This window comes from Planctomicrobium limosum (genome assembly GCF_051465645.1).
Classification (GTDB): Bacteria; Planctomycetota; Planctomycetia; order Planctomycetales; family Planctomycetaceae; genus Planctomicrobium.
Genome location: NZ_CP195790.1, coordinates 2,744,944 through 2,771,902 on the forward strand (window position 1 = coordinate 2,744,944; position 26,959 = coordinate 2,771,902).

The window sequence follows — 26,959 nt, forward strand, 5'->3', positions numbered from 1 at the left end:
GTGCGTCTAGTCGCCCCCTACGGAACTTTTCATGCCTAAGCGTGATCGGCAGGGGGAGTCCAACTCCGTTTAACTCTTCAGAAACTCTTTGAGTTTCGGGACGATTCGTTCGTGGGCGTCTTCGAAGACGTAGTGGCCGGCATCTGGGAAGCGAATGGTTTCGGCGCCGGGGAAACGTTGTTCCCATTCATCCAGAAACGCGGTTGTAAAGCACCAATCCTTCTCACCCCAGAAGAAGAGCCAAGGGGAGTTCTTGAACTGTGCCAGCCCGTTCTCAACGTCAACCAGAGTCATGTAGCTCGGATGCTCAGGTGAGAGCGGAATTTCTTCAACAAAGCGTTGCACGCAGACGCGGTTCTTCCAAGAGTCATAGGGAAACAGGAACCCACGGCGAATCGTCGGCGTCATCCGTTCATGATGCCCCATTGCCATCGAGACCGCTGCCCCGGCAAACGCGTTCAAACCACGGACTGCCGCTGGGCCGAGCACTGGAATACGGCAGACGGCGATTCGCTTCGGAATCGCCTGAGAGCGGAAGGCCGCCGTGTTCATCATCACGAATCGTGAGAAGCGACCAGGCAGGCGAGCGGCTGCTCCCATTCCGATGCAGCCCCCCCAATCGTGACCGACAAGCGTGATGTCCTTGAGGTCAAGCCGCTCGATAAATCGAGTCAGGTTCTCAATGTGCTGTCCAATTCGATAGCCGTAATCCTGAGGCTTATCCGACAAGCCCATCCCGATGTGATCGACAGCAACACACCGATAGTTGGGCAACAGCCCTTTGATCAGGTTTCGCCAGGCAAAGCTCCAGGTCGGGTTCCCATGTACAAACAGGACAACCGGACCGGTCCCTTCATCAACGTAAGCGTATTTCAACCCATCCAGATCAATGGACTTCAGCGCAAACGGGAATTCCTGTTGAAGTTCCACCGGGAGCGAGGTTGTTGCCACAGCGTTCACAGCTTTCGCAAAGTCGAGACAAAATTGACGTTTTCCGTTTCACACAAACAAGTTGCAACTTCACTTGCAACTCAGACAGTCAGGTTTCCCTGAGTGAAACAGAAACTCGAAACGATACTGTAAACAGGGCAGGGGACAAGACGAAGCGACACCAGAAATTTCTCAAGTGAAATCACAAACCCGATCAGTTCGATTGGCGGCGAATTCGGACCTGATACCCCCCTTGATTGTCTTTCAGGCCGTTACCGACATCGTTGACTCGAAACCAAAGTTCTGAATCCGATTCCGCTTTAAACGTCCCGGACGCTCCTCCCTTCATAACGGTCAGATGCTCTTGCCCGGCCGTCGTCGACTCGGAGTCAATGGGGAGCAATCCCACCAGCAACTGACCAATTGGGTATCCGCCAGAGTAATCTAACGTGATTCCTTGTGGCTCACTCACCCATGGAGGTGTCACCTGTGAATTCAGAATGACCTGACCAGTCGCCGTGAATTCGAGAGTGTCACCAGCCTTGAGAATGCCCCCTGTCGACTGCCATCCCTGATTTGCTGAAACATCGACAGTGGCTTCGTTCCCGGATGGCCACGGTCGGGGATCAGCAGGAACGAACGCATTCGCTGCCACATCAAACCCATAGTCGACTCGCTGGGCAAACTCGTACCACTCCGCAGACAACAGCAGCCGATCTTTTTCGAACAGCTCCGACATCTTTCGCTGAAACTCCCGTGCTTCAAGATGCTGACCGAGAACTCGGAATCGGTCGTGATAGCGTGGGTGATTCTCTAGAAATGCACAAACGGCCCAACTCCATGAATACGGAACAGATCGCTCCTTAGAAAACTCTTCTGAAGTGAACGTGCCAAGTCGATGAAGTCCGGCAATCCGGTTGTAGTAGAGTTCTTCGTGAATGATCTCAATGCGTCCCAGACCAGGGAACTGCGGCGATGTTTGTGGGAAGACCCCGAATTGGACGCGGCCATTTTCGTCCATGGTATGTGTCCCGAAGAACTCCGCCATCCCTTCGAGATACCACAACGGAGGCAGCATTGAAGGCAGGGTCGTCATGAACGCATGTGTCGCTTCGTGAATCAGAAGGTGCCGACGGTAATAAGGGTTCTTCTGCTCTCTCATCCAGAATTCACGTCCGAATTGACGCCCGAAATTGGCCATCACAAACCCGGCCGGTTGCATCCCTGCGTCACGAAACAAACCTTCGTCCTCCATCAGATACCCGGTGATCTGATAGGCGGAACCATCTCTGGCAGGCGGAAGTTCCCCGAAGTATTGAGTCCAGGCAACGTACGCTTGATCGACAATGGCTGGCAACTGTGAAGCAACTACCGGATCGATATCACTATAGAGAAGCAAGTGCTTCGATTCGTACTTCCGAATGCCGAGTGCTGTCGCTTTCGCATCGTCTCGCTTCGGTCGAATATCATCGTCGCGATAGACGCGTTGCGGGACATCAGCGGAAGTTTGAGCAGATACCGACGAAGGCAAACAGAGCACGGCCGACAACACGACGAAAGACGTCACCATTCGTAACGTCACCGCCCCGAATCGAGCAAAATCATTAGGGCTTTTCAAGTTCTGCAAACGCTCCATCGCCATTGATCTCAACCACCCTCTCAGCTTCCCAATGTCAGACAGTTCATGCGACCACCATCCGACAACTCAGGCAAGCGGAATCATTCGAAAAACGCCCAGATCGAATCGATCAATATCCCTCAGTAGACGTTCACTAAGAACGCGGGATCAAACTCGATTACTTATCTTTGATCGTAACGATCTTCCCGCCGTTCTGAGCAGACTCCATACACGCGTCCAAGACGAGTTGCGTCTTGCGAGAGAAGTCCGGCCATGTCTGATCCGTTTTCCCTGACAGCACAATTTCAGAGAACGTTCGAAACAGATTGGTTTCCTGCGAGGTTGGATGGTTATTGGAGAACTCTTTTACCGCCACTCGTTCCCGGTACTGAGCCAAATTGAATTGGCACCCAGACACCTGAAAGTCATTCTTGATGACGTCGAATGTCGCACTGCTCCCAAAACTCGGCAGAACGAAATCATCGAGATAGATGGAACCATTGGTTCCACTAATCGTGAATGTCTGTTGCTGATCAACGAGGAAGGAGCTGAAGAACCCAAACGAAACATCACCTGGGAACTTCAATTCCGCAGTCAATTCTAATGGAACCGCATTCGGGCTGTCTGCTCGCCCTTGCTGTGCAAGCAACTGGGCTGACACCTGAGTCGGCATTGCATAGTTCATGGTCCAGAGAGCCATACGAATGCTGTACCATCCAAGATCACCGAGTGACCCATGTGGTTCAAGCTGGCTGCTCATGCGGATGTTGTTTTGCAAAAACTCATCCGGTGCAAGAAAACTGAAATGGGACGACATTCGACGAATCTTGCCAATGGAATTCTGTGAATCATCCAAAACCCGGCGCAACGCAGGCAATCGTTGCGAGTGCATGAACATGACTCCGTCCATGAACTGAACCTGATTCGCCTGACAGGCATCCAGCATCTGTTTTAATTCACGTGAATGAATCGCACATGGCTTCTCACAGAGCACATGTTTGCCAGCTTCGGCAGCGCGGATCACCCACTCTTTGCGAAGTCCCGTTGGCAATGGAATGTAGACGGCATCAATCTCTGGATTCGACAGCAGCTCTTCATAATTACAGGAGATCGGCGTGGTCTCGAAGGAACACTCGCGCTGACGATCTGCAATAAACGCGGCGGCTTTGGACGGATCGCGACTCGCAACAGCAGCGACAACGGCGTTTCCGGAATTCCGAATCGCCTGCCAGTTCTTCTGAGCAATCACAGCAGCCCCCATGATTCCCCAGCGGCAAGTCTTCATTGACATCGTCTCTTCCTGACTCTTAGGAGTGCTTCCAGATCTTCAAACCGAGTGATCCCAATGCCAAACGCACTTGCGAACGATCCGCTCAGTGAAACCAGTCCATCTACTCTATCGAACAACATCAGCAGCGAGCGATATTTCAGACCTCAAGGACACCAAACCGGTCGCGATGAACATTGCTGTGCGTTCACATCAGTACAATAATCAAACAAGTGCCACGATATCAGCCAGACACTTCTCGCGAAATGAGGATAGGGACGATGCCAAAAATTGTTCGTTTTCACCAGGCAGGTGGTCCAGAGGTGCTGCAACTGGAGAACATTGACGTCAGCCCTCCGGCCGCAGGCGAGGTCCAGATTGAGGTTCACGCTCTGGGACTGAATCGGGCGGAAGCGATGTTCCGCAGCAATCAATACCTTGAGCAGCCTCATTTTCCAGCCAGAATTGGTTATGAGGCATCCGGCACCATCAAGGCGATCGGCCAGGGGGTGACTGGGTTTCAGATTGGCGATCACGTCAGCACTGTTCCTGCATTCTCAATGAATCAGTATGGAGTTGATGGAGAAGTTACGAACGTTCCTGCCAGGGCCGTCGTAAAACACTTGCCTTCTCTGGGCTGGAACGAAGCCGCAGCGATCTGGATGCAGTACCTCACAGCATACGGAGCATTGATTCACATCGCCAAGATGACCGCAGGTGATGTCGTTCTGATTCCTGCTGCATCGAGCAGTGTCGGCATTGCAGCGATTCAACTGGCGAACTACGTCGGCGCGACATCCGTTGCTCTCACCAGAACATCGGCAAAGAAAGACTCACTGCTTGCCCTCGGAGCGAAACACGTCATCGCGACTCAAGAGCAGAATCTGGTCGATGAAGTGAACGCCATCACCAACGGAGCAGGGGCTCGCATTGTCTTCGATCCGGTCGGAGGGGCCACCGTTTCAGACCTGACGGCCGCAATGGCCCAAAAAGGGATTCTGTTTATTTATGGCGCACTTGCACCGGAAGCAACTCCACTTCCACTGTTCTCCGTGCTCGCCAAAACACTGACGATACGTGGCTACTTGCTGTTTGAGTTCACGGACAACCAAACGCTTCTTCAGCCAGCAGTTGACTTCATCAACGGCGGTCTTGAGTCTGGAGCACTGAAGCCCATCATCGCAAAAACCTTTCCACTTGATCAGATCGTCGAAGCGCATCGCTACCTCGAATCAAATCAGCAGATCGGGAAGATCGTCGTCACGGTCCGCGATTAACGCAAAAGGCGACTCAAGGCGGCCTGACTCAACTGTGAATTGTTCAGGCATCAGGAACGATTCCCTTATTATTTGAAAATGCGTTCCGTATAGTGACAGATGATCGCCTTGGGATTTTTTCATTCTGCCTTCCTGGAACAGCAATCGAACCCGGAGATTGAAGTAATGAAGATTCAAGTCATTTTCTACAGCATGTATGGGCATATTCACCACATGGCAGAAGCAATTGCCGAGGGAGCCCGCAGCGTGGAAGGTGCTGAAGTCACCCTTCTTCAGGTTCCGGAGCTTGTTCCTGATGCAGCATTGGAACGCACTGGAGCCAAGCAAGCCCGCGAGCAGTTTGCTGAGATTCCGATGGCAACAACCAAAGGACTCGCGGAAGCTGACGCGATTATCTTCGGGACGCCGACTCGCTTTGGGAACATGGCGGCGCAGATGCGAAACTTCCTCGACCAAACCGGTGGGCTCTGGGCCAGTGGTGGATTGATTGGAAAAGTGGGAAGCGTCTTCACCAGTACGGGAACACAGCACGGTGGCCAGGAAACAACCATCACCAGTTTCCATACCACACTTCTTCACCACGGCATGATCATCGTTGGCGTTCCCTATTCATGTGCCGAACTGTCAAACATGAACGAAATCACCGGCGGGTCTCCCTACGGAGCAGGGACTCTCGCTGGGGCAGATGGCTCACGGGTTCCATCAGAAAACGAACTGAGCATCGCTCGCTTCCAGGGCAAACATGTCGCTGAGATTACGAAGAAGCTTGTTGGAGGATAACTCCCAGGCGACAAGCGTAGACACACTGGCGATCGTTTTTCATACTGATAACACGTCCTGAAACTAGGACGTGTTATCAGACCTGCCATTCCATCCTTCCGCAATATTGCCTGTTCAAGTCTGTTCGCTGTGACTCTATACGACCGGTTGAATCTCGCCAAATTGCTGTCCGCATCAACTCGAACAGCATTTTGACTTCCGATCAGGCACAAGGTTCTGCAACTGGAGAATTCAAGCATCGTGAATGAATCTGCATCTCCCAGTGAGCCAAAAGAAATTCCATTGGTGCGTGTATCGCGACTCCCAGAACTTCTGAGAACGGAAGACTGGTGGGCGATCTGGCTGGGAGGATTCATTCTTCTCCTCGTCCTTGCAGCCACTCTTGCATCACGACCAGACGACACGTATTCCCGAGTCGAACGGTATCACCAGCTGACTCAAGAATACGATGCCCTGCGTGAGCAGAAGGCCGACCCTGACGGCAAGCTGAAGGACATCAAAAAGCAGCGGGAAGCGGCGAAGAACGCCATTGCAGTCAATCCGCTTTCCCAATGGACCGCCAAGCTGCAAAGCTGGACCAGTAACCCCATTGCTGCTTTCAGCGACAAATCAGGCAAGCCAATTTTCCCTGGACTGCTGGGAGTCTTCGTAATTCTGGCGTTGACATTCACTCTGGGAATCAAAGTGATGGGAGGCTCGGCAAAGCAGTTTCTGATCGCGTTTGTCCCTGTCTTTCTACTTGCCATCTTTGCTTATGTGCTGGCCGGACAGAAAGTCATCAAACACTACAACCTTGAGTATGCACTCTGGGCGATCATGGTGGGACTGATCATCAGCAACACGCTGGGAACACCACGTTTCATGTTGCCTGCCGTTCGTACCGAGTTCTACATCAAAACCGGGCTTGTTTTGTTGGGAGCAGAGATTCTGTTCTCCCAACTTCTGTCGCTTGGGTTACCCGGAATCGGTGTCTCCTGGGTGACAACGCCAATCGTGTTGATCACCACTTTTATCTTCGGACAGAAAATCCTGAAGATGTCATCACCATCGTTGAACATGGTGATCAGTGCGGACATGTCGGTCTGTGGGGTCTCTGCAGCCATCGCGACAGGAGCCGCATGCCGAGCAAAGAAAGAAGAACTGTCACTGGCAATCGCTCTGTCACTGGGTTTCACAGTCATCATGATGATTGTCATGCCAGCCTTCATTAACTCGGTCAACATGGACCCCGTTGTTGCAGGAGCATGGCTCGGGGGCACAATCGATTCCACAGGTGCAGTCGCAGCCGCTGGCGGAATGGTGGGAGACACCGCTCTGACAGTTGCAGCAACGATCAAGATGATCCAGAACATTCTGATTGGGGCAGTTGCATTTGCTGTCTCCATTTATTGGGTTGGCTGGGTCGAAAAATCAGAGTCGACTCAACGAGTTGGCCTCGGCGAAATCTGGCGTCGATTCCCGAAATTCATGCTTGGGTTTCTGGCTGCATCGATTGCGTTTTCTTACATGGCAACCCGCGGAATTGAAGGCGAAGCCACTGTAAACGCCGTCTTGAAGGGAACGACTGAACCCCTGCGTGGATGGCTGTTCTGTCTGGCATTCGTCAGCATCGGATTGGAAACCAATTTCCGCCAACTGATGCCCTACTTCAAGGGAGGCAAACCGCTCGTCCTGTATGTTGTCGGGCAGACTCTCAACCTGATGATCAGCCTCTTCATGGCTTGGGTCATGTTTGTAAAGGTCTTTCCAAATGCCGCAGACGCACTCAGGCAATAAAGCGTTTCGGCGCATCGTGTCCTTCATCGCTGCACTCGGTTGCGTCGCAATAATCTGGCTCAGCATTCTCCCTCGACTGGGGGAGCATCCGGTGGTGCGCGAACTTGTCGAACGCAATGAAGCAAAGGGGATCGACCCGAGCGCGAAGTTCTACACAGAGCACCCGGGGATGGCCCAGTTTATGGACAACATCGAAACAGCCCATCGCCACTCAGGCCATGAATTCTGGCTGCAGAGCGCACAGCAGAGGATCGCTCAATCGAATCAGGATTCCCCGTCTCACCTGCAACCGCTGTCGAAAATTGAAGACTGACCTGCAGTGAGTTCAGATCGAATGTTGCGAAGGAGTATAATTCCCTTCATCAACGGATTCCCAATGGGCGTTCCCTAATCGCTCTGCGATCTGCGCCAGAACCTGCGGACTCGCCTGACATCGGTGATTGCGAGTCGACGAACTGCCAGCAGAGTCTGTCGCATCAATCCAGAGTCGCCCTGTGTCATACTTCACGGTTCGACTTAGTGCTGAGTCTTCAACACCAAGCCGGACACACGCTTCGCGCCAGACAGCATCTGCATTGCGAAGATCGACTCGTGCAGAGACGGCAACAAGAATCGAAGATTCCGTCAGCATCGGTAAGCTGCTGATCGCCTGAAAAAGCTGCTGGACCTGTGCTGCGTCGCTGGCTGTCGTACTCACAAAAACGAGCTGACGATGCCCTCCGCCCACAGGTAAATGAAGATCGACTACGGTTCCGTTGATCAGCTGCAGAAGCTTTAACAACATCCGTTCTGTCAGCTGACTCGTGACAAAGTCTTCCTGAAAATCGAATGCCTGAACTCTGGCCGGGAAAATCGGATTGGCACGATGAGTAATCGCGCTCAATCGCAGAACAGCGAGATCATTTCGAGTTTCAAGTAACCCATTCTTTCCGGCGAATCGTCCAGAAACTGCGCCTGCGGCAGGATCGAGATAGCCTTCCAGCACAATCTCAGCATCTGCCGGGACATTCAGCTCGACAGTCCGAGCACGAATGAGATTGACGCTTTCATTACGCAGAATCCCGGCAAACAGCCACGGATCAAACATCTGCGGAAGCGGCAACGACGCAACGTACGTCAGCAGTGGGTCTCCCCCCAGTGCGATTGCTACTGGAAAGGGATGATTGCCTTCCTGTGCGTGCTGCCATTGTGCATAAGCCGCATGAGACGGAGTCCAACTGACAGCCAGCGTCTGACGATCAATTCTTCCTGCCGGCACCAGATCAATATTCGGGCGATTGTCCAGAGACTCCGAAATCACAAGCCCCGCTGTAATCGCCGGGCCAGATTCACCTGCCCAGCATTGCAGCAATGGCAATTCATCAAGATTGAGTTCTTTCCCGAGCTTCACAACCTGCTGGCATGCGGCACGTCGAATGACTCTTGGAAGATACCGGGAACGATCAGGTGCTGTTGCCGAATTCCCCAGGCCAAACTTCCAATCCCGCCCAGCCTGTTGAAAGGGATTCAAGACGGCCTGGAACCGTCCCAGGATTTCATCGATTGAGGAACTCCCGCACGACCTCAACAGTCGCTGAAAGTTTCCCAGCAGATTCGTAACGACCGGGATCGACGACTGTTGTGGGGACTCGCTCAAAACGACAGGACTTCGTTCGCCGAACTCGCGACAAATCTCCTGCGTGACGCCAGCAATCTCTTCACGCAAGCTGAGAGGAACGCCAACCCGTTCCAATTCGCCGGCATCGGCGGTCGCCTGCAAGAATTGCGTGAGATCGTCAAATGCCATTGGGAGGTCGGACTATCTAAAGCGTTTTCAGAATTGACGTCGCTGAATCAGACACACTTCAAAAGGATTTCATCATCTGGAAACCCGATTTCATTGCATGACATCAGCGCGATCATAACAAAGAAAAACCGTTCTGAATGCAATGAAACACTCAAAACGGTTTGAATTCAAGCTCGCGATTCACGAGATCGTGAACAGATCAAGGGTTGGAGCTGATTGTCCCTTCAGCATGGAAAGTCACCGGGTCAGGGCGTCCAGTGATCTGAAAAGAAATTTTCTCATTAAACTGGCCAGCACGTTCAGGAGCTTTGACCTTGAATGGAACGACGTGCACCGTCTTCAATTCATTGGTCGGTTCTTTGACTTCGAAGCAATCCGTTGCGTCACAAACGATCTGAGAAATCGAAAACTGTTTCTTGCCTCGCAGGACCACACGGAATTCCTTCACGTCACCGGCCTTCATCATTCCCAATGGCAGAACAGCAGGGGAAACAACGATGTCTGGCTCAATCTTCGCCATGACCAGTACCGGAACTTCGGTCGAAACAGAGTCATCAGTGATCAATGTTACCTGATCGTGAATCGTTCCCATTGGGGCATCCGGCTTCAGTCGCACTGTGAGGTCATAGCTGACACGACCTGGCCCACGAAAGGTTTCGCGGACAGATGCTTCGAGGTACTGATTTGGAACTTTGACTTCTTTGATTGACCAGTTGTCGCGACCAGCATAAGCCACTTCAAGATGTCGTTCTGCAGGTGAACCGAACTCGACATTTCCAAAATCGGCGTTGCCCGGTTCCGGAGTGATCACGACGTCCGAACGAATGTAAGCTGTGATCGGCACTCGGACTGTCTTTGTTGCTGCCCCGGCAGGACCATGGAAGGTCATCGTCACATCGACGTTTGAGTCTTTGCGACGCATGAACTTCACGGTGTTCATTTTGATCTCAATGATCGCCTTTTCGTGAGTCTTCAACATCGTCCGGTCAGGCTTTGCAGCAGTGCACCCGCACGTTGTCCCCACGTTGTCGATGGTGACATTTTCTTCATACATGTTGGTCACAATGATCGATGCGCGAGTGTCCGCACCACGTGCAACAGTGCCGAAATCATGACGCAGTTCGGAAAACATCTTTTCCGCCCAGTTCAATTCATTCGCCTGAACAGCTGGTGTCCAAATCGCCCCTGCCAATGACAGAAGACCAAGGGCAATTAGTCGAATTCCCATTTGAAACACTCCCCACCTGCCAGATTCGTCGAATCGCAAGCTCAGTGACTCACACTCTGACGGACTCAATTGTAATCCGAGCGAAAACTCATCGCAATTTTGATTCCGCAATCGGAAGAAAATTGCAAAACCTGTTATCAAAAAGACTCAGGCGAAGAAATCGACACGCGCGAACGAAAATATTAAACAAAAACAGGCAGACGAATTGAGACCAAAATCTCAATTTCGCACCACTTATCAATCAGATTTTATCTCAGCGCCATCGTATCAACAGAGACTTAGTCTTCGGTGGTCCCGTTGCAGCCGTTCGGGAACATTGCCACGCGGTTGAAACCCGTCTCAAATCAACACAGTGTTCCTGATCACAATACTTGATCACAGAACATGACTTCCAAATTCACCGAGTGCAGCAGCAAAGCAACAAAGTTGGACAGTTCAGCAGCAAAACAAACTGAAGACAGCCGGATATGAACGTCAGGCAATCACTACGAGATAAAGGCAATCGTTCGCATATACCTCAGCCAGCATGTGCGCAAAGATCTCTTCATAAAACGATTATACAAATTGCGCAAAAAAACGGCGTGCACGAAAAATTCGTGCACGCCGTTCATCTGACTCTTGAGGCCACATGAAAGACCGAACCGGTCACAACCTCAGACGATTACTGTTTGGCAAGTTTGGCAACTTCGTCGGCTGTCAATGCTCGCTTGAAGATCGCCACTTCATCCAGTCGCCCTTCCCAGTTCGAGGAGTTGTCGCAACGTCCTCCTGCGAAGACCTCGGTGATTTCCACTGGAGTGTCTGCTGGCGCGGTCGTTTCGATCTCAGGAGTTGGGTTCCCGTTCAAATAGACACGAACCTTCTCTCCATCGCGAACCAGAACGACATGAGCCCAGGTCCAGCGAGCGACTTCGGTTTTTCCGCTGACAACTTCACCTTTATTACCATGCTGGAAAATCAGGCGTCCTGCGTTGCCAGCTTTTCCTCCCAGTCCCAGGTGATCTCCGAATGCATCGAGAACATGATCTCGCCCACGTGAGAACATCCAGCCGGTGACATCTCGTCCATCTGTTGGCATCCCGTTCCAGATCCACATCGACACGGAATAGTGATTACCGAGTTCAGGGACTGAGGTTCGCAGCCGCTCTCCAGTGAAGTGAGCAGCTCGGTTCTTTTCTCCAGCACTTGCGAACGCAGTAGAGCTCGGGCCTTCGAGGAAGTAAGCCACATGGGGTTCATAAATCCCGTCGCGATGATTTCCTGAAGAATCTTTCGCACGTGGGCCAGCAAATTCGTCCAGACGATACCAGACCTCCGGCTTCAGATCCCGAATGGTTTTCGCAGCCTCACCAACTGGCGACACGAATGGTCGGCGTGGCTTCCCAGAGACCGTTTCCAGAAGATCCAGAGCAGCCGCAGCGATACGAGGTTCTGCAGTCACTTCCAAACCAGCTGATCGGGCTGCCCAGGTGTTGTAGCCCCCCAGCAGGTGTTGCTCAGGTGGTGGGATGTAACCGTCCCCTCCGTTTGCAAGTTCAATCACAACAGTCTTTGCGAGTGGACTTTGCTTTTTGATCTTCAACCCAGTCAATGCATAGGTCTCGTTTGGTGTCGTCGCAATTGCGATCTCACCAATCCGAATCGCCTGCACTACAACTTCAGTCGACTGCCATTCATTCAGCAGCACTTGTTCGCGAGCGTAAATTTCCGGCTGAGTCTTTGGAAGGCGATCCCCCATTTCAGCAACGATTCGCTTCGCCCATTCCAGACGCTGCTGATCAGGCACCCGATAATTCATCGGAAGACGGCTTTCGGCCATCGCCAGATTGACATCAGACTTGTACTCAATCTTCTTGTAAGCCTGCATCGCGAGGTCAAGCAACCCACCTGTAAACTGAGTGATATTCACTTTGTTCTCAGGGGCATCCGGCTTGGTGTAATCCGTGCGATAAATGTCGCCGCTGCACCCGTGAGACATAATCCCGACGAATGGCGCAACCTTTTCAGCGGTTTTCGGAGCAATGCGTTCTTTCAGCCCTTCAGAAAACAGGCCGAAGTAGTCAGCACTGATGTCGCGATCGCCGAAATAGTGCATTGAAAAGTTGGCAAGCACTGCCAGAGGGCGACCCTGCTTGGACTGCACTGCAATCAGAGACAGATCAGGGTCCTCTGGTCCAGATTCGCCGACAACATCTGGCCAGCTTCGTCCGGCGTGCATGTTGGCTCGAACAGTCCTATTGCCGAATGGATCAGTCTCCACCCGATCCGGACGACGAATCCAGCGACGAAGTGCGGTGAACTTTTCAGCGTCAATGACTCCGTGCCCGATTTGAGCAGGCTCCAGATTCGCTTTCGCAGCCTTAACCGCTTCAACCAGTTTCGCTCGCAGGAATGGCACGTAGTTTGGATCTGCATCTGTCCCGAGACATCCCATTGATGCGGCCGCAGTATGGGAGTGTGTCGCTGAGATCAGAATTCGATCCGGACGAATCCCTGTTGCATCTGATGCCAGTTTCTTGGCTTCATCCAGCAATTCACGTGGCATCATGCAGCTGTCAACAACAACAATAACGAGCTGTTCATTGCCGTCAGCAAAAGCAATCGCTCTGGCATTCAATCGAGTATTGATGACCGACACAGACCGACTGGTCATGCTGCCGTTCACGATCACTGGCAGTTGATCCGGTGTCACATCGACAACTGCGGCACCTGCAAGAAACTCAGCACGGACCGATACCGGCATCCATGCAACAAACGTGACGATCAGCGGCAGTATGCATCTCAGCATCATCTGGTCGTTTCCTCTAATTTCACGAGAAATTGAATTCGAAAATTCGCGACTTTGTCATCTTTAGTACAGGAAGCACATTCCAATACACACATGCAGGAGTCGCGAGACATGTCGGCTTCGAAGGACTTCGGTGCAGAACACAGCCTGCATGTACCAGACAGAGCCAAAACGACGGTTTCAATCAGGACCAAATGTGCTGCAGGACAGCAACATTCACGTCTTGATCTCCGTCAATGATGAAAGGACTCTTCAGCAATCAGGCGGGAAGTGGAGGGCACCGAAAACGAAGTCAGAGCACAACATCAACTTTCAATTGGCAGGACATTCTTCAACGTCTCACCCTGAATCAGTCGCACTTGGCCCAAATTCATTTTGCATTCAGGCATTTGCGTTCCAAACACCTGAAATCCAAATTCAGTGATATGAGTCTATCGATTCTGTCGGCAAATTGCGAATAAACAAAAGCCCGTTTATTCCTGACTGACAAGCATTTCCTGCGACCGTGACTCGACTGGCTGTGAACGACGAACTCAGAGATGAGTCGAACATCTACGCACGCACAAAGATGAGCCAGAAGAAATAGGCAAGGTAGATTCCCACTGCGATCCCACCTTCCAACCGGGAGACGCTGCGACCTGTCAGAAAAACTGGAATGGCCCCAATGGTCACAAGCGCCATCAACGGGATATCCACCCAGAGGAGTTCCGGTTCAACATGCAATCCAGCTGGAGCGGCAACACAGGTCAGTCCCAGGATGAACAGAATATTATAAATACTGCTCCCCAGCAGATTGCCGATTGCCACGTCCCGTTCATTTCGGAAAGTCGAGATCACAGTCGTCACCAACTCAGGAGCGGAGGTTCCGATCGCGACAATCGTCAAGCCGATGAGCGTTTCCGAAACTCCCAGTGTTCGAGCGATTCCGGATGCTCCCGTTACAAGCAGATCCGCGCCCCAGACTGACAACCCGATGCCGATGACCAGTACGGCAACATTCAAGCACTGCCACTTCCAATTCGACTGGGTCGCTGGAATCGCTTCAGCTCCAAATTCTTCGCGAAACTCCAGCTTCACCTTCTGTGACTCATATCTGGTCATCAGAACCAGCACAACGGTGTAAATGACACCGACAACAAACATCACCGCACCGTCTGTCTGCGACAGAACACCATCCCATCCCAGCGCCATCATCAGACCAGCAGCCAACACAATGACCGGGAGTTCCAGCCGAAAGACCTGTGCGTGAATCGGAAGTGCTCGCAGACTGGCACTCAATCCCAGTATGAACAACAGATTCAGAATGTTGGTTCCGGCAATATTGCCGACAGCCAGTCCTCCATTTCCCATTTGACTCGCGGTGATTCCAACGGCGAGTTCAGGCGTACTTGTCCCGACGGAAACGATCGTGAGACCAATCACCATCGGCGAAATTCGCATCGCCGTTGCCAGGCGAGACGCCCCGCGCACAGTAAATTCTGCGCCGATGACGAGGATCGCAAGCCCTGCGAGAAATGATAAGACCTCTGTCATAACGCAACACATCCCTGCTGAAATTCACGCTTCACGTCGACTTCTTGATCCACCAGCCGGCAAGCCCCCGTAATCGACAATGAAAAGGGTAGGTCACGTATTTGAATGAGATCAGGATTCAACAAACGCCTTCCGCCGAAATCACTCACTGTGATTCCAGGCACTGAAAGGCAATCGCATCAAGAAATGTCCCATTACAGAACACCAGACGCACGACGGAAATAATAGCGAACCGTCTGGAAATCAGGCGAGAAGAAATTTGCCTGAAAAGCAAGCTCAACAAAAAAACGTCAGGTGTCAGAAATGCTGCGATCCCAGCACTCCGCTACCTGACGTCGATGATGCCATCGCAGGCTTCGTCAACACTCGAATTCCGAGACGCCTCAAGGCAAAAAGTGACAACGCCCCCTGAAACACGACTGAATCACAGTACGAATCCACTTCCGAAAACAGTGCTCTTCTCAGGCACACAGGATCTGGCCGTTTCTCTATCGAAACAGCTGCGGCGAGTCCCCATCAGGGACCGACCGCGGTCTGGGCCTTTTCCGCGCAGCGTACAATCTGCACGGAACATGGAGCATACTGCGCGACGAACTGCGAAACGGAACCGAGGAAGAAGCGTCGCACTGGCCCATACCCATGCGATCCAAGACAAATCAGATCCGCTCCCCAGCGTTCAGCGATCGCCACGATCTCTTCTTTCGGGTTCCCTTCCAGCAACTCCGTCGTCACATTCAGACTTGGAGCATTCTTGGAAAAGGCCACCTGAGCATCGCTCAAATGCTTGAACAGTTCTGCTCGCTGAACTCGTACCACTTCATCAAAAGCTGATGATTCAGGTGAGCCAAGTGATGTCCGACGGTAAGGGGAATCGACTGTGACAATCCGAACTTCCGACCCCTGCGGCCATGGACGAAGCGACACCTCTTGAACAGTCAACTGACTGCAGGGAGATCCATCAATCGCGATCAGAATCTTCATTTCGTTCCGCCTTTCGCAGGCCGTTTCAGCCTCATCCGATGACACCTCATGGCGGGATCGCAGGCGAATGCCAACCTTCCCCCATTCATCCTCTAACTCGAATTCCAGACCGACTCAGAAAGCGACCATCTGCCGCCATCAAGATCGAGATTTCGCGCTGTCAATTCACCGCAATCTTTTCACACTCCCGGCATCAAGACAACCGGCGAATCAAGAGAATTGGCAGAACACCAAAACTGCGAATGAGCGAGCCGAAATATGAGAATGCAGCACACCGGGCGTTCATGGACAGAACAGGAACCAGAGTGGCAAGCTGGGACGCACGCACCCAATAAAGCATTTTTAGAAATAACGCAGTGATTCAGGCGCGCGGGATTCCGCTTTTCTCACGCCGAGAAGGATCGAGTTTCTTCCTGATCGTGGAAGGCTGCTGCGCGATCACTTGAGAGACTGAAGCAGTTTAGAAGTCGTACCAGAGTCCCCAACCGAGTTGCTGTTCGCTTCTTGTGTAGAACGAGAACTGAGGGCTTTTTCCATTATAGAAGAAAGGTCCGGTTCGAAGAGTGCCGGCGCTTAAACCTTCTCCACGCCATGCCCAACCGCCTTGAATATTGATATTCCCGCCGTAATCCAGTTCCTGTCGCAAATGGACATTCATAGCGAAGAACGGAGCCCCATAAATTCGAGTGGGGTATGACGGCCCATAATCCAGTCCGAACTGGAAATTCCAAGGCTTGGCGACATCTGTGTTGAACCCATAATCCAACTCTGCATAAAGACGCAGATCAGGATTGGGGTAGTACGAGTACCCCAGATACAAGCAGTCACGCAGGAAATTCAAACGCTCAAAGTCCGGGTTTCGTTTCAAAAACTCGTCCCCGGCATGTGCGCTGATGTGGTAATAACCAAACTTCCAGGCATGTTGCCCGACTCGGTAAGTCAACGGGATATCAAACCGGAAGTCTGTTCCGATCACGTCCATCTCGTAATCCAGATCCTGTCGGAGCTTCGCCCCTCCTAACAAGTCCAGCTGAAAACCTTCCAAACCGTAACGCTGTCCGAATCGAACAATTCCAAAGCGTCCGCTGATGTACGAATCGACGCTGGCACCATTCTGCAGATCTTCGAAAACCTGAACAGACATACGAGGCTCTGCTGCACTTGCCCAGTATGTTCCATACAGAATCCCCTGAGGCAAAAAGGTCCATTGCCAGTCCATGCCCGGCGCCGGCATTGCGGCCATCGGAACAGGAGTGCCAACGGGAGGACCAGATAAGATGGTCTGCTGCTGCGGTGGGGGAATCACCACATTTGCGTCAAAAGAAAACGTGTTATCGACCGTGATTGGCGTAACAACTGAAGACGGTTGCGGCACTGATCCCGGAGTCGGGCTCACAGAATAGATTCCCTGAGCGCTCGCGAAGTTCAGATTGAATGCCAGAAAGCACCAGAGTGCCGTACTGACAGCTGTTTTCCGTTTCACCGTCTGAATACCCATTTCTGCTACGCGGATTTCCGCAAGATTTCATCTTCCGCAGCACTGTGACTCGAGAATTTCTGTCGGGAAGGTGTCGCCCGGAAGTTGTCCTGAAGTGGGTGCATCGGATTTTTAACGAGCTGTTGCAAATCGAGTCGATGGAAGTCAGGCTTTGAAGACCGCTGATGCCCTAAGTGCGCAGTTTCTGCCGATTCCGCTTCTTCCGGGAAAACATCACCGCCCATTTATGTCAGCACAACAGACGCAATCAGAGTGGCATACGACTGAGAATCAATCAGTTGCTCCTATGCCGATTCGGTCAGACATCGCGAATTTTTCTCGGAACAAATGACTGTGGATACGAATTTTCTGAGCCAGATTGGAGCCTACGACTACACGCTCCCTGAAGAACTCATCGCCCAAACCCCCACTGAGAAGAGAGATGCGTCTCGCCTCATGGTCATCAACCGGGTCAAAGGGACAATTGAGCACACCCACTTCAATCAGATTCCGACGTATCTGAACGCTGGTGACCTTCTCATTCTCAACAACACCCGTGTGGTCCCGGCCCGTTTGATCGGAATTCGCACCAAGACCGGTGGAAAGTGGGAAGGGCTCTTTCTTCGTCTCGAATCCGCGAGTGAATGGCGACTGATCGGGCAGACCCGCGGACGGCTGCACCCCGGTGAACGGCTGACGCTCACCCCAGCGGACACGGCCTCTTCAACTCCCCATGCCACACTCGATCTGGTGCTTCAATCCAAGAACGAAGATGGCACCTGGATCGCAATTCCAGACTCCTCTGTACCTGCGCTCACACTTCTCGACCAGTTTGGAACATTACCTTTGCCGCACTACATGCACCGAAGCGCAGAAGCGAGCGATCGGGATCGTTACCAGACCACGTATGCCGAAAAGCCCGGCGCCGTCGCTGCTCCAACCGCTGGGCTCCACTTTACTCCAGAAGTGTTCGCAGCCTGTCGGCAACGTCAGGTTGAGACGGCAACAGTGACGCTGCATGTGGGACTGGGAACCTTTCGTCCTGTGAGCGTCGATCACCTCGATGATCACAAGATGCATTCCGAGTGGTGTGAAGTGTCGGAAGAGACAGTCAAAAAGATCGAGCAGACCAAAGCAAACGGGGGCCGGGTCATTGCTGTCGGCACGACGTCGGTTCGCCCTTTGGAATCCATTTGCCAACAGGCTCAGTTGCGTCCCTGGCAGGGAGAAACGGACCTCTTCATCCGCCCTCCATTTCAGTTTCAGATGATTGACGCCCTGATCACCAATTTCCACCTTCCAAAGTCGACCCTGCTCGTTCTGGTCTCCACATTTGCTGGCCGGGAACTCATGCTGAATGCGTATGCAGAAGCGATTCGCGAACGCTATCGATTCTTCAGCTATGGTGATGCCATGCTCATACTTTGATGCAGTACCCTCAAGACACAGCAATTGCCTGCTGAACAGCCCTATTCGGCCCCTGTTCGCTAATCAAACAAATCGGACACATATTCTCAATTTCACTTGAGAATGACTCACTTTTCGCATGGGCTTTGTGGCAGACTTGCGTTTTGGGTGTTCCAAGCGACATATTGGCACATCCTCGTACACCGAGAATCCGCCTAATTCAGCAGAATCCACGAAAATCGGGCCTGCACAACATGACTCCCACCATGACGTGATCATCCCCACGTACGAGTGGCATTCGGCCCAGATTCATCTATTGCTCTAGTGACAGGAGACAGATTTAGTGCATATCGACAATAGCCCTTCCTCCGGGCCGTCCGACCCCTCTGATTCCAAGACACCTTGGTTCAGGGAAATGACGAGGTATCACTGGTTTGTGCTGATTGTCGCGGCCCTCGGATGGTTGTTCGACTGCCTTGATCAGCAGCTGTTCATTCTGGCCAGACCGGCAGCGATGGCTGACCTGATTCCGGCAGAAGCGTATGCAACCACAGCGGAAGTGAATAGCGCACGCCGTGCCTATGGAGATTATGCCACCTCGATCTTCATTCTGGGCTGGGCAACTGGCGGTTTGTTTTTCGGAATGCTCGGGGATCGTTGGGGACGTGCCAAAACAATGGTCGTCACGATTCTGATGTATTCGCTCTTCACTGGACTCAGTTCGTTTTCGGTGGGCTTCTGGGACTTTGCGTTTTACAGGTTCCTGACTGGGCTCGGAGTCGGTGGAGAGTTCGCGGTCGGGGTTTCTCTCGTCGCGGAAGTGATGCCTCATCGTGCCCGTCCCTATACGCTGGGATTACTGCAAGCACTTTCAGCAATCGGCAACGTCAGTGCCGCCTTCATTAACCTGGGACTCGGGCTTGCCGAAGAACAGGGAATGATTGAGAGCCCGTGGCGAATCATGTTCCTGATCGGTGCCTTGCCTGCACTTCTCGCACTGGTGATTCGTCGCAATTTGAAAGAGCCAGAAAGCTGGCAGAAGGCACAGAAAGATAATAAGCAGAAGAAGCAGCTTGGGTCATACCGCGATCTCTTCAGCGAGCCGAAGCTGCGTAAGCATGCACTGTTGGGGCTCGTTCTGGCATGCTCCGGCGTGATCGGCCTCTGGTCTGTCGGGTTCTTTACCCCGGACCTGATTCGTTTCGTTCAGCGTAAAGCCATGTCGAAACAGGTTTACACAGAGCAGATTGAACTCGCTAAAGCCGAGAACAATTCCACTCGGATCACAGAACTCGAAACGCTCATCGCTGCCATCGAGAAGCCGGAACTTGCCAAAGACTTCTCACCTGAGATTAAAGCAACAGAAGAATCTCTGAGCGGACAGATCAACGGGAGACTGTCTCGCTGGGGAAGTTATGCTTCGATTGCAATTAACATCGGGGCGTTCCTCGGGATGTTCGGCTTCGGTGCATTGTCACAGAAAATTGGTCGCAAACCGACATTCGCGCTGGCACTCACGTCAGCATTTATCACCACAGTGACGGTGTTCTTGACTCTCGAACACTTCTGGCAGATCTGGGTCATGGTTCCGATCATGGGCTTCTGCCAGTTGTCACTGTTCGCAGGGTATGCAATTTACTTCCCGGAACTGTTCCCGACCCGTCTGCGATCAACCGGAACAAGCTTCTGCTACAATGTCGGACGCTTCGTGGCAGCAGGTGGTCCACTGGTAAAGGCTCAGCTGGAAAGCAGTTTTGCCCATACAGCAGAGCCATTGCGTTACGCCGGGGCCACAATGGCCGCCGTCTTCCTGTTGGGATTATTGGTTCTCCCGTTCCTTCCGGAAACAAAGGACCAGCCATTGCCAGAATAACGGCATTTCAACACCGGGTTTCCCCGATGCTGAAGATGAGAAGCCTCTGCTGAAAAGCTTTTAAAAGCGATGTTTCACTGCAGGAACTTCAAATCGAGCCCCCTGATAACGGAATTCGTCTCAGGCGACTCAGGCTGGGGCACCGAATTGATACAACAGGCAGCCGGACCTCTGATCATGAGGTTCCGGCTGCTTTTCCATGCGCCACAGTTGAGTATCTACACGAAGCAGCCATACTGATTTACAATCAGTTGTTGTGTCACTCTGCCCACTGACCATCTTTTCTTAGAGGAGTATCTGGATGTTGCCACACGGTCATCACTCAGACGAGAACGTCAATCGCCGGGATTTCTTGAAAGTCGCTGCAATTGGGACCTTAGCCTCTGGGATCGTGGCAGGAGGAGTCGGAAGCTCCTCAATCGCACAAGCTGCTGAAGGAAGCGAATACAAACTCCCAGCTCTGCCATATGCTTTTGATGCTCTTGAGCCGTATATCGATGCCCAGACGATGGAAATCCATCACGGCAAACACCACCAGGCATATGTGACGAACCTCAACAAGGCTCTGGCTGGTTCAGACCTCGGAAAGCAATCCGTTGAAAAGCTGCTCACAAACCTGAATGCTGTGCCTGAAGCGATTCGAACTGCAGTTCGCAATAACGGCGGCGGACACGCCAACCACAGCCTGTTCTGGAAGACACTGAAGAAAGGAGCCCCAGCTCCTTCTGGTGATCTCAAGAAGGCGATTGAAACAACCTTCGAAGGGTTTGATAAGTTTCAGGAACTCTTCTCAACCGCAGCTGCAACCCGATTCGGAAGTGGTTGGGCATGGTTGATCCTGAACAAAGATGGCAAGCTCGCCATTGAAAGCACAGCAAATCAGGACAGTCCATTGATGACCGGCTCAACTCCACTGTTGGGACTGGATGTCTGGGAACATGCCTACTACCTGAAGTACCAGAACCGCCGCCCGGAATACATCAAGGCGTTCTTCTCGATCGTCAACTGGCCGTATGTCGCTGAACTCTATTCCGCTGCAAAGAAGGCTTGACGCCCCCGGAAATCAACGGGGTTCTGAATCACCTTTGAACTCAAATCAAAGGTGATTCAGTCTCTTTCTAAGTGCGGCCTGAATTGACGATTTCTGTTTCCTCAAGTCGGGTCAACAGGATCTATTGTCAATCAGCTACGTGTTCCTTTAGTTCAAGAGGACCGATCGATGCATTCAACGCCTTCAGAAAAGCGCAGAGTGTTGATCATCGATGATGACCGCACCATTCTGCACATGGTTCAGCGTTCTCTGGAACTCCTGGATCTCGAAGTTCTCTCAGCCGCGACCGCAGATGAAGGTCTGAAATACGTTTCGTCTCATCAGCCGGATATCGTTCTGCTCGATATCATGATGCCCCGCATGTCCGGGCTCGAACTCTTCTCACGCATCCATGATCTCGACCGCAGGCTTCCGGTCATCTTCATTACTGCTGATGCTGGAAGCGATACAGCAATCAAAGCGATGGAGATGGGTGCGTATGATTATCTGGCCAAACCACTCCATCTCGCCAAGCTCAACAACCTGGTCACCAAGGCGCTCGAAACGCGTCGGTTGATGAGCGTTCCGGTTGCAGTCGCTGTGCAGGAAGATGAGAAATCCCATTCGACGAACGGGGATCTGTTTATTGGTCGAAGCTCGAACATGCTGGAAGTGTTCAAAGAGATCGGCCGCGTCTCCAAGCAAAACGTCACCGTTCTGATTCGCGGAGAAAGTGGAACCGGTAAGGAACTCGTTGCTCGGGCGCTCTACCATTTCAGCAATCGCGAAAACCGTCCGTTCATGGCTGTGAACTGCGCCGCGTTGCCAGACACTCTCCTGGAGTCCGAACTGTTCGGGCACGAGAAGGGCTCTTTCACGGGGGCCGAGCGGCTGCGTATTGGAAAGTTCGAACAGTGCAACGGCGGCACCCTGTTTCTGGATGAAGTCGGAGACATGTCCCCCCTGGTTCAGGGAAAGGTGTTGCGACTTCTGCAGGAACAGCGATTCGAACGAGTCGGCGGGAACACCACAATCGAGACAGACGTCCGGTTGATCGCCGCGACAAATCGTCCGCTGGAAGAAATGGTCGAAGCCGGGACCTTCCGCAGTGACCTGTTCTATCGCTTGAACGTCATCACAATCCTGCTGCCGCCGCTACGTGATCGAACAGAAGATATTCCTCTGCTGCTCCAATACTTTCTGACACGCATTCGAAAAGAGCTGAACAAACCTGAAATTGAAGGAATCTCTCAGGAGGCGATCGAACTTCTGCTGGAATATTCGTGGCCCGGTAATATTCGTGAATTACAGAGCGTTGTCAGACAGGCAGTTCTCAAGGCAACTGGCCCTGTGATCGTTCCGGACTTCCTGCCGAAAACAATTCTCGAAGGGAGAGGGCCATCACACCCCGTCATCGAGAGACAAGCCTCGACGTCTGGTGAATTTGCCATTCAGTCGACTCGCCCTCAGAACAAAGAGAGCGGGGCACCAGCACTCAACTTGCAGGATTACATCGAGTCACGTCTCGCTGACGGCACGGTCAATCTGTATTCCGAAGCGGTTGAAGCAATGGAACGCTACCTGTTCACAAGAGTGCTGCAGGTGACCGGTGGGAATCAGACAAAGACGTCTGAAATCCTGGGGATCACACGAGGCAAAGTGAGAGACCGAATCGCAGCGTTTAATATTTCGCTGGGCAAGAAGGTCACGATCGATGGCGAACCCTACATCGAATAGACAGGGCCATCCTGAATCTGCGGAGTCGTCAGCAAAGGGGATCGTATTCATTGAATACGGTCCCCTTCGTCTTCTTATCGAGTAAATCCGACATAGAAGCTGAAGACACGCAAGCGGTCTGTTGGTTCGCGAGTGATTGGCCACGCAAAGTCAAAGGCCAGCGGAGCAGGGCCCATCGCAGGCAGTGTGACGCGGAAACCGAAACCAGCCGAAGCTCGGAATTCGCTGAACGAAACGTTTTCCTGAACAGTACCGAAGTCAGAGAAGACCACTGCACGAACATTGTCGCTGGCAGTCAGCGGAACCATGTATTCAACCGATCCCAGGGCCATGAAGTTACCCCCGACCCGGACACCGCTATCAACCGGAGAAACTCCTCGGAAGTAGAAACCGCGGAAGGACGAGTAGCCCCCTGCGTAATACTTCTCGAAGATTGGTGTGTTATCGCCGGTGAAACCCAACTGACCATTGAAGGCCAGAATGTGCTTCCCGAAGCCGTCCGGACGCTCATGCAGAGTGAAGTACTGGCTTCCTGACAAATCGAATCGCGGATAGTTGAACTCGCCAAAGCCCTGTTCGTACGAAATGTTCCCGTAGGTTCCGCGACTCGGCATGAATGCATTGTCACGACCATCGTACATCAGGGACACCGACGCAGTGGACAGGAAGTTATCCCCTTCCACATCGGTCAGTGAGGCAGGAGCCCCTGCTGGAACATTCTTGATTTTGACTTCTTCCAGTCGCAAGGCCGAACCCAACGACCAGAATCTGTTCAAGACATAACCGGTATTAATACGACCGCCCAAACGGTCTTCCCGCCAGGCTTCAAAGTAGCGGTTGTAATAGAACCCACTGACTCCGAAGCTGAAATCACTTCGCAGGAAGTACGGATCGTTCCAGCTCACCATGTAACGACTGACTTCGCTACCGGGGACCGCTTCCATACGGAAACTTTGACCAGCACCTCGCCATGCCGTTCCATTGAGAATGTCAGCCCAGCTGGTCGGCGGACGCAACAGATCGAAGTTATCTTCCTGCAAAACCAGAGATCCGACGACCCCTGCATCGCTGTTCACCCCGACCCCGAACATCAATCGGCCGGTACGTCCTTCAGTCACGTCAATATTCACATCCACGAAGCCGGGAGGCTGTGAACTCAGAGCATCACCAAAAGGGTCTCCCTGAGGAGAGACACCCTGCATGTAATCCTGTGGAACCTGAAGACCATCCGGCGCCATGCTCTGTGAACGATAGTACTGCTCAGGCATTACCTCCGATTGACCACGAAAGATGCTCTCAGGGTCAATGACAACTGGAGGCAATGTTGCAGCCACAGCTGAATGCCAATCGCGATCCGATCGAACGGTAGCACGCAGTGGTGATCCACTCGCTGAGCCGGTTGTGAAATCACGAGGGGACTCATCGCTCGGCGACGATTCGCTCCGCCAGAGACCCGCCTTTTCTACTGCCCGTGTCTCAGGCATTTCACTTCCCCGAACGGCTCGCCGTGGACTGGAAGGAAGTGCCGCAGAGGGGGCGTCTGAATCGAAAGTCGCTGTTGATGCAGCCCCGGTGGGGATTGCAGAAACCTTTGCTCGTCCCGAGCTCACAAATTCCTCGATCGGGACTTCGGCGGGAATCGGCCCTTCGTCCAGAGTGAAGTCCGGAGTGACTTCGCTCCAGAATTCATCTTTCTCCCAGGAAATCGATGTCTGTTGCAGTTCGTCTCGGGAGGCACTTTGACCGCGTGCTGCGACCTGTGGCCAGTAATCGAGCCCGGAAACCGGCTTGATATCGAAGACTGGTGCTTCTTCACGATCCCAGATTCCACTGCCGTTCACACGAGCTTGTGCCATTCGCAAATCGGCGCTCTTGGCGAGATGCCCTGGCTTCAGGAATCGATTGACCTGTTGACGAACAACCTCTTCTTGAGAGTGTGTGTAATCGCCCCGAATTCGAATGTTGATCGCGCCAATGTAACGAGGAACGTCTTCATCGATCTTATAGACGAGATCGACAACCGGTTCTTCCCCTTCGCGGAATCGCGGAGTTGGAATGACTTTGGCAAACAGACGACCCTGTTCGTCGTACAGCTTTGTCATGGAGTTGACGTCTTCTTTGAGATACCTCTCATTGAAGTAGTCGCCCCGATTCAACTTCAGATTGGTAAGAAGTTTGTCACGTGAGACAACGTCATTCCCCAATACCTCAATACCTTCAACCTTGTACCGTCGGCCTTCATTGATCGCGAAGGTCACCGTCACACGGCTACGGTCCTCACTGAGCGCTTCGTTCGACTGAACATCAACGTCAAAGTATCCCAACCCCATGTAATACTGTTTCAGGGTCAGAACGTCATTGCGGACGATCTCAGGATCGTAGTCGCCTTGAATGATCCAGAGTTTAAGCGTCTTGGACGTTACCTTCGTCTTCAGAATCGCTGAACTGAACGCATGATTTCCTTGGAACTCGATGGTTCCAATTTTCGTTTTCGGGCCTTCGACAATATCAAAGATCACTTCTCGATCGTCTGATGCTCCCCCTTTGGTCAGGGTCACTTCTGCGAAGCGGTAGTGCTTTTCCAGATAGAGCTGGCGAATTCGGTAGATCGATTCGCGATTGGCCGAGACGTCAAACGCGTGGCCAGGACGAAGACCGGTATGGGCTTCCAGTTCGGCCGACTTAATTTTTTTGTTGCCACGGAACGTGACGCTTTTCAGGATTGGCTTTTCAACAACTTTGAAGACCAGAATCGGGCCTTCATCCGTGTTTCGATAGAGCGGTTGGACAGAGTAGAACCACCGGGTATTCAGCAGCTGGGTCACATCCTGCTGAACCATTCGAGGATTCGCCTGACGCCCCGGACGACACTGCACATGCTTGAAGATGGCATCAGTCCGAATCGTGTCGTTACCTTCGATCAGAACGTCGACCAATGGAGATTCCAGCAATTTTTCTGCTGAGAAATTCGCCTGCTGAACTTCCAAACTGCCTGGTCGGATCCCGCTGAGTGAATTTGTAAACGATGCCGGCTGGACCGCTGAAGGAGCTGAATCCGGTTCAGTAGCAGGCAGCGACTTGACTGCAGGTTCTTGGTAGAAAGCCGACTCGACCGGCTGACGTGTCGCTGGCCGAATTGCTGGCAAAGGCTCGGATGAGGCAGCGGCAGGAACAACATTGGACGGAGTTTTTGTCGCGGCCGGAGTCACCGCCCAAGGTTCGCTTGTGCTCTTTACGACAGGAACAGCAGTCGCTTCGCTCCCTGGGAAAGGTCTTTGAGCGAGGACCGGTGCGGTCCACCACAATCCACAGATCGCAGCCGAACTACTGAATACAGCAGTCCAGACCCCCGATCGCGGGTGGCGCACTCGACGAGTGTCTTTTCCGACACTTTGCATCGACTCTGCTTTCGGTCCATGTCCATTACAACTTTTCTCGATCACAAAAGCTGATCGTCAGAGAAAAACTGCA

At 52.5% G+C, this 26,959-nt stretch carries 18 protein-coding genes; 8 read left to right on the top strand and 10 right to left on the bottom strand.

Annotated elements, in window-relative coordinates; translation table 11 throughout:
- Positions 1 to 69: 69 nt before the first annotated feature.
- The 3 genes from SH527x_RS10270 to SH527x_RS10280 form a co-directional block, all read right to left on the bottom strand.
- On the bottom strand, positions 70 to 951 hold the full coding sequence (locus SH527x_RS10270; protein ID WP_437194569.1) for an alpha/beta fold hydrolase: 882 nt from the start codon (positions 949 to 951) through the stop codon (positions 70 to 72).
- Positions 952 to 1,144: 193 nt separating this feature from the next.
- Complete coding sequence (locus tag SH527x_RS10275) at positions 1,145 to 2,572, bottom strand: hypothetical protein (RefSeq protein ID WP_437194570.1); 1,428 nt, start codon at positions 2,570 to 2,572, stop codon at positions 1,145 to 1,147.
- Positions 2,573 to 2,726: 154 nt separating this feature from the next.
- A complete protein-coding gene (locus tag SH527x_RS10280; RefSeq protein ID WP_437190589.1) occupies positions 2,727 to 3,839 on the bottom strand; it encodes a Gfo/Idh/MocA family protein in 1,113 nt (370 codons plus the stop codon).
- A gap of 257 nt (positions 3,840 to 4,096) precedes the next feature.
- Between SH527x_RS10280 and SH527x_RS10285 the strand changes: the two genes are divergently transcribed.
- From SH527x_RS10285 to SH527x_RS10300, 4 genes are all read left to right on the top strand, one after another.
- The gene (locus SH527x_RS10285; protein ID WP_437190590.1) at positions 4,097 to 5,092 is read left to right on the top strand and encodes a zinc-dependent alcohol dehydrogenase family protein; all 996 of its coding nucleotides are present in this window, start codon (positions 4,097 to 4,099) and stop codon (positions 5,090 to 5,092) included.
- Positions 5,093 to 5,257: 165 nt separating this feature from the next.
- Entirely contained in the window at positions 5,258 to 5,872 is a 615-nt protein-coding gene (gene wrbA / locus SH527x_RS10290; RefSeq protein ID WP_437190591.1) for an NAD(P)H:quinone oxidoreductase, read from the top strand.
- 240 nt (positions 5,873 to 6,112) lie between these two features.
- Positions 6,113 to 7,648 (top strand): YeiH family protein, encoded by a 1,536-nt coding sequence (locus SH527x_RS10295; protein ID WP_437190592.1) that lies wholly within the window; start codon positions 6,113 to 6,115, stop codon positions 7,646 to 7,648.
- The gene (locus SH527x_RS10300; RefSeq protein WP_437190593.1) at positions 7,623 to 7,961 is read left to right on the top strand and encodes a hypothetical protein; all 339 of its coding nucleotides are present in this window, start codon (positions 7,623 to 7,625) and stop codon (positions 7,959 to 7,961) included. The genes SH527x_RS10295 and SH527x_RS10300 overlap by 26 nt, the downstream gene beginning before the upstream one ends.
- Before the next feature lie 12 nt (positions 7,962 to 7,973).
- Here SH527x_RS10300 and SH527x_RS10305 read toward each other — a convergent pair whose 3' ends face one another.
- From SH527x_RS10305 to SH527x_RS10330, 6 genes are all read right to left on the bottom strand, one after another.
- Positions 7,974 to 9,434, bottom strand: a complete 1,461-nt coding sequence (locus tag SH527x_RS10305) for a UbiD family decarboxylase domain-containing protein (RefSeq protein WP_437190594.1) — start codon at positions 9,432 to 9,434, stop codon at positions 7,974 to 7,976.
- A 199-nt stretch (positions 9,435 to 9,633) separates the two neighbouring features.
- Positions 9,634 to 10,662 (bottom strand): DUF1573 domain-containing protein, encoded by a 1,029-nt coding sequence (locus SH527x_RS10310; protein WP_437190595.1) that lies wholly within the window; start codon positions 10,660 to 10,662, stop codon positions 9,634 to 9,636.
- A 661-nt stretch (positions 10,663 to 11,323) separates the two neighbouring features.
- The gene (locus SH527x_RS10315) at positions 11,324 to 13,453 is read right to left on the bottom strand and encodes a LamG-like jellyroll fold domain-containing protein (RefSeq protein ID WP_437190596.1); all 2,130 of its coding nucleotides are present in this window, start codon (positions 13,451 to 13,453) and stop codon (positions 11,324 to 11,326) included.
- 549 nt (positions 13,454 to 14,002) lie between these two features.
- Positions 14,003 to 14,983 (bottom strand): calcium/sodium antiporter, encoded by a 981-nt coding sequence (locus SH527x_RS10320; protein WP_437190597.1) that lies wholly within the window; start codon positions 14,981 to 14,983, stop codon positions 14,003 to 14,005.
- A 516-nt stretch (positions 14,984 to 15,499) separates the two neighbouring features.
- Positions 15,500 to 15,964: a universal stress protein gene (locus tag SH527x_RS10325; RefSeq protein ID WP_437190598.1), complete on the bottom strand. Its 465-nt coding sequence runs from the start codon at positions 15,962 to 15,964 to the stop codon at positions 15,500 to 15,502.
- 460 nt (positions 15,965 to 16,424) lie between these two features.
- A complete protein-coding gene (locus SH527x_RS10330; protein ID WP_437190599.1) occupies positions 16,425 to 17,447 on the bottom strand; it encodes a DUF1207 domain-containing protein in 1,023 nt (340 codons plus the stop codon).
- Positions 17,448 to 17,795: 348 nt separating this feature from the next.
- Between SH527x_RS10330 and queA the strand changes: the two genes are divergently transcribed.
- The 4 genes from queA to SH527x_RS10350 all read left to right on the top strand — a co-directional run bounded on the left by queA (position 17,796) and on the right by SH527x_RS10350 (position 23,488).
- On the top strand, positions 17,796 to 18,869 hold the full coding sequence (gene queA / locus SH527x_RS10335) for a tRNA preQ1(34) S-adenosylmethionine ribosyltransferase-isomerase QueA (protein WP_437190600.1): 1,074 nt from the start codon (positions 17,796 to 17,798) through the stop codon (positions 18,867 to 18,869).
- A 394-nt stretch (positions 18,870 to 19,263) separates the two neighbouring features.
- Positions 19,264 to 20,721 carry an MFS transporter gene (locus tag SH527x_RS10340; RefSeq protein ID WP_437190601.1) on the top strand — a complete coding sequence of 486 codons (1,458 nt, stop codon included), beginning with the start codon at positions 19,264 to 19,266 and terminating at the stop codon, positions 20,719 to 20,721.
- Between the two features lie 301 nt (positions 20,722 to 21,022).
- Positions 21,023 to 21,772, top strand: a complete 750-nt coding sequence (locus SH527x_RS10345; protein WP_437190602.1) for a superoxide dismutase — start codon at positions 21,023 to 21,025, stop codon at positions 21,770 to 21,772.
- Positions 21,773 to 21,940: 168 nt separating this feature from the next.
- Positions 21,941 to 23,488: a sigma-54-dependent transcriptional regulator gene (locus SH527x_RS10350; protein WP_437190603.1), complete on the top strand. Its 1,548-nt coding sequence runs from the start codon at positions 21,941 to 21,943 to the stop codon at positions 23,486 to 23,488.
- A 74-nt stretch (positions 23,489 to 23,562) separates the two neighbouring features.
- Here SH527x_RS10350 and SH527x_RS10355 read toward each other — a convergent pair whose 3' ends face one another.
- Complete coding sequence (locus tag SH527x_RS10355; protein ID WP_437190604.1) at positions 23,563 to 26,886, bottom strand: BamA/TamA family outer membrane protein; 3,324 nt, start codon at positions 26,884 to 26,886, stop codon at positions 23,563 to 23,565.
- Positions 26,887 to 26,959: the final 73 nt, after the last annotated feature.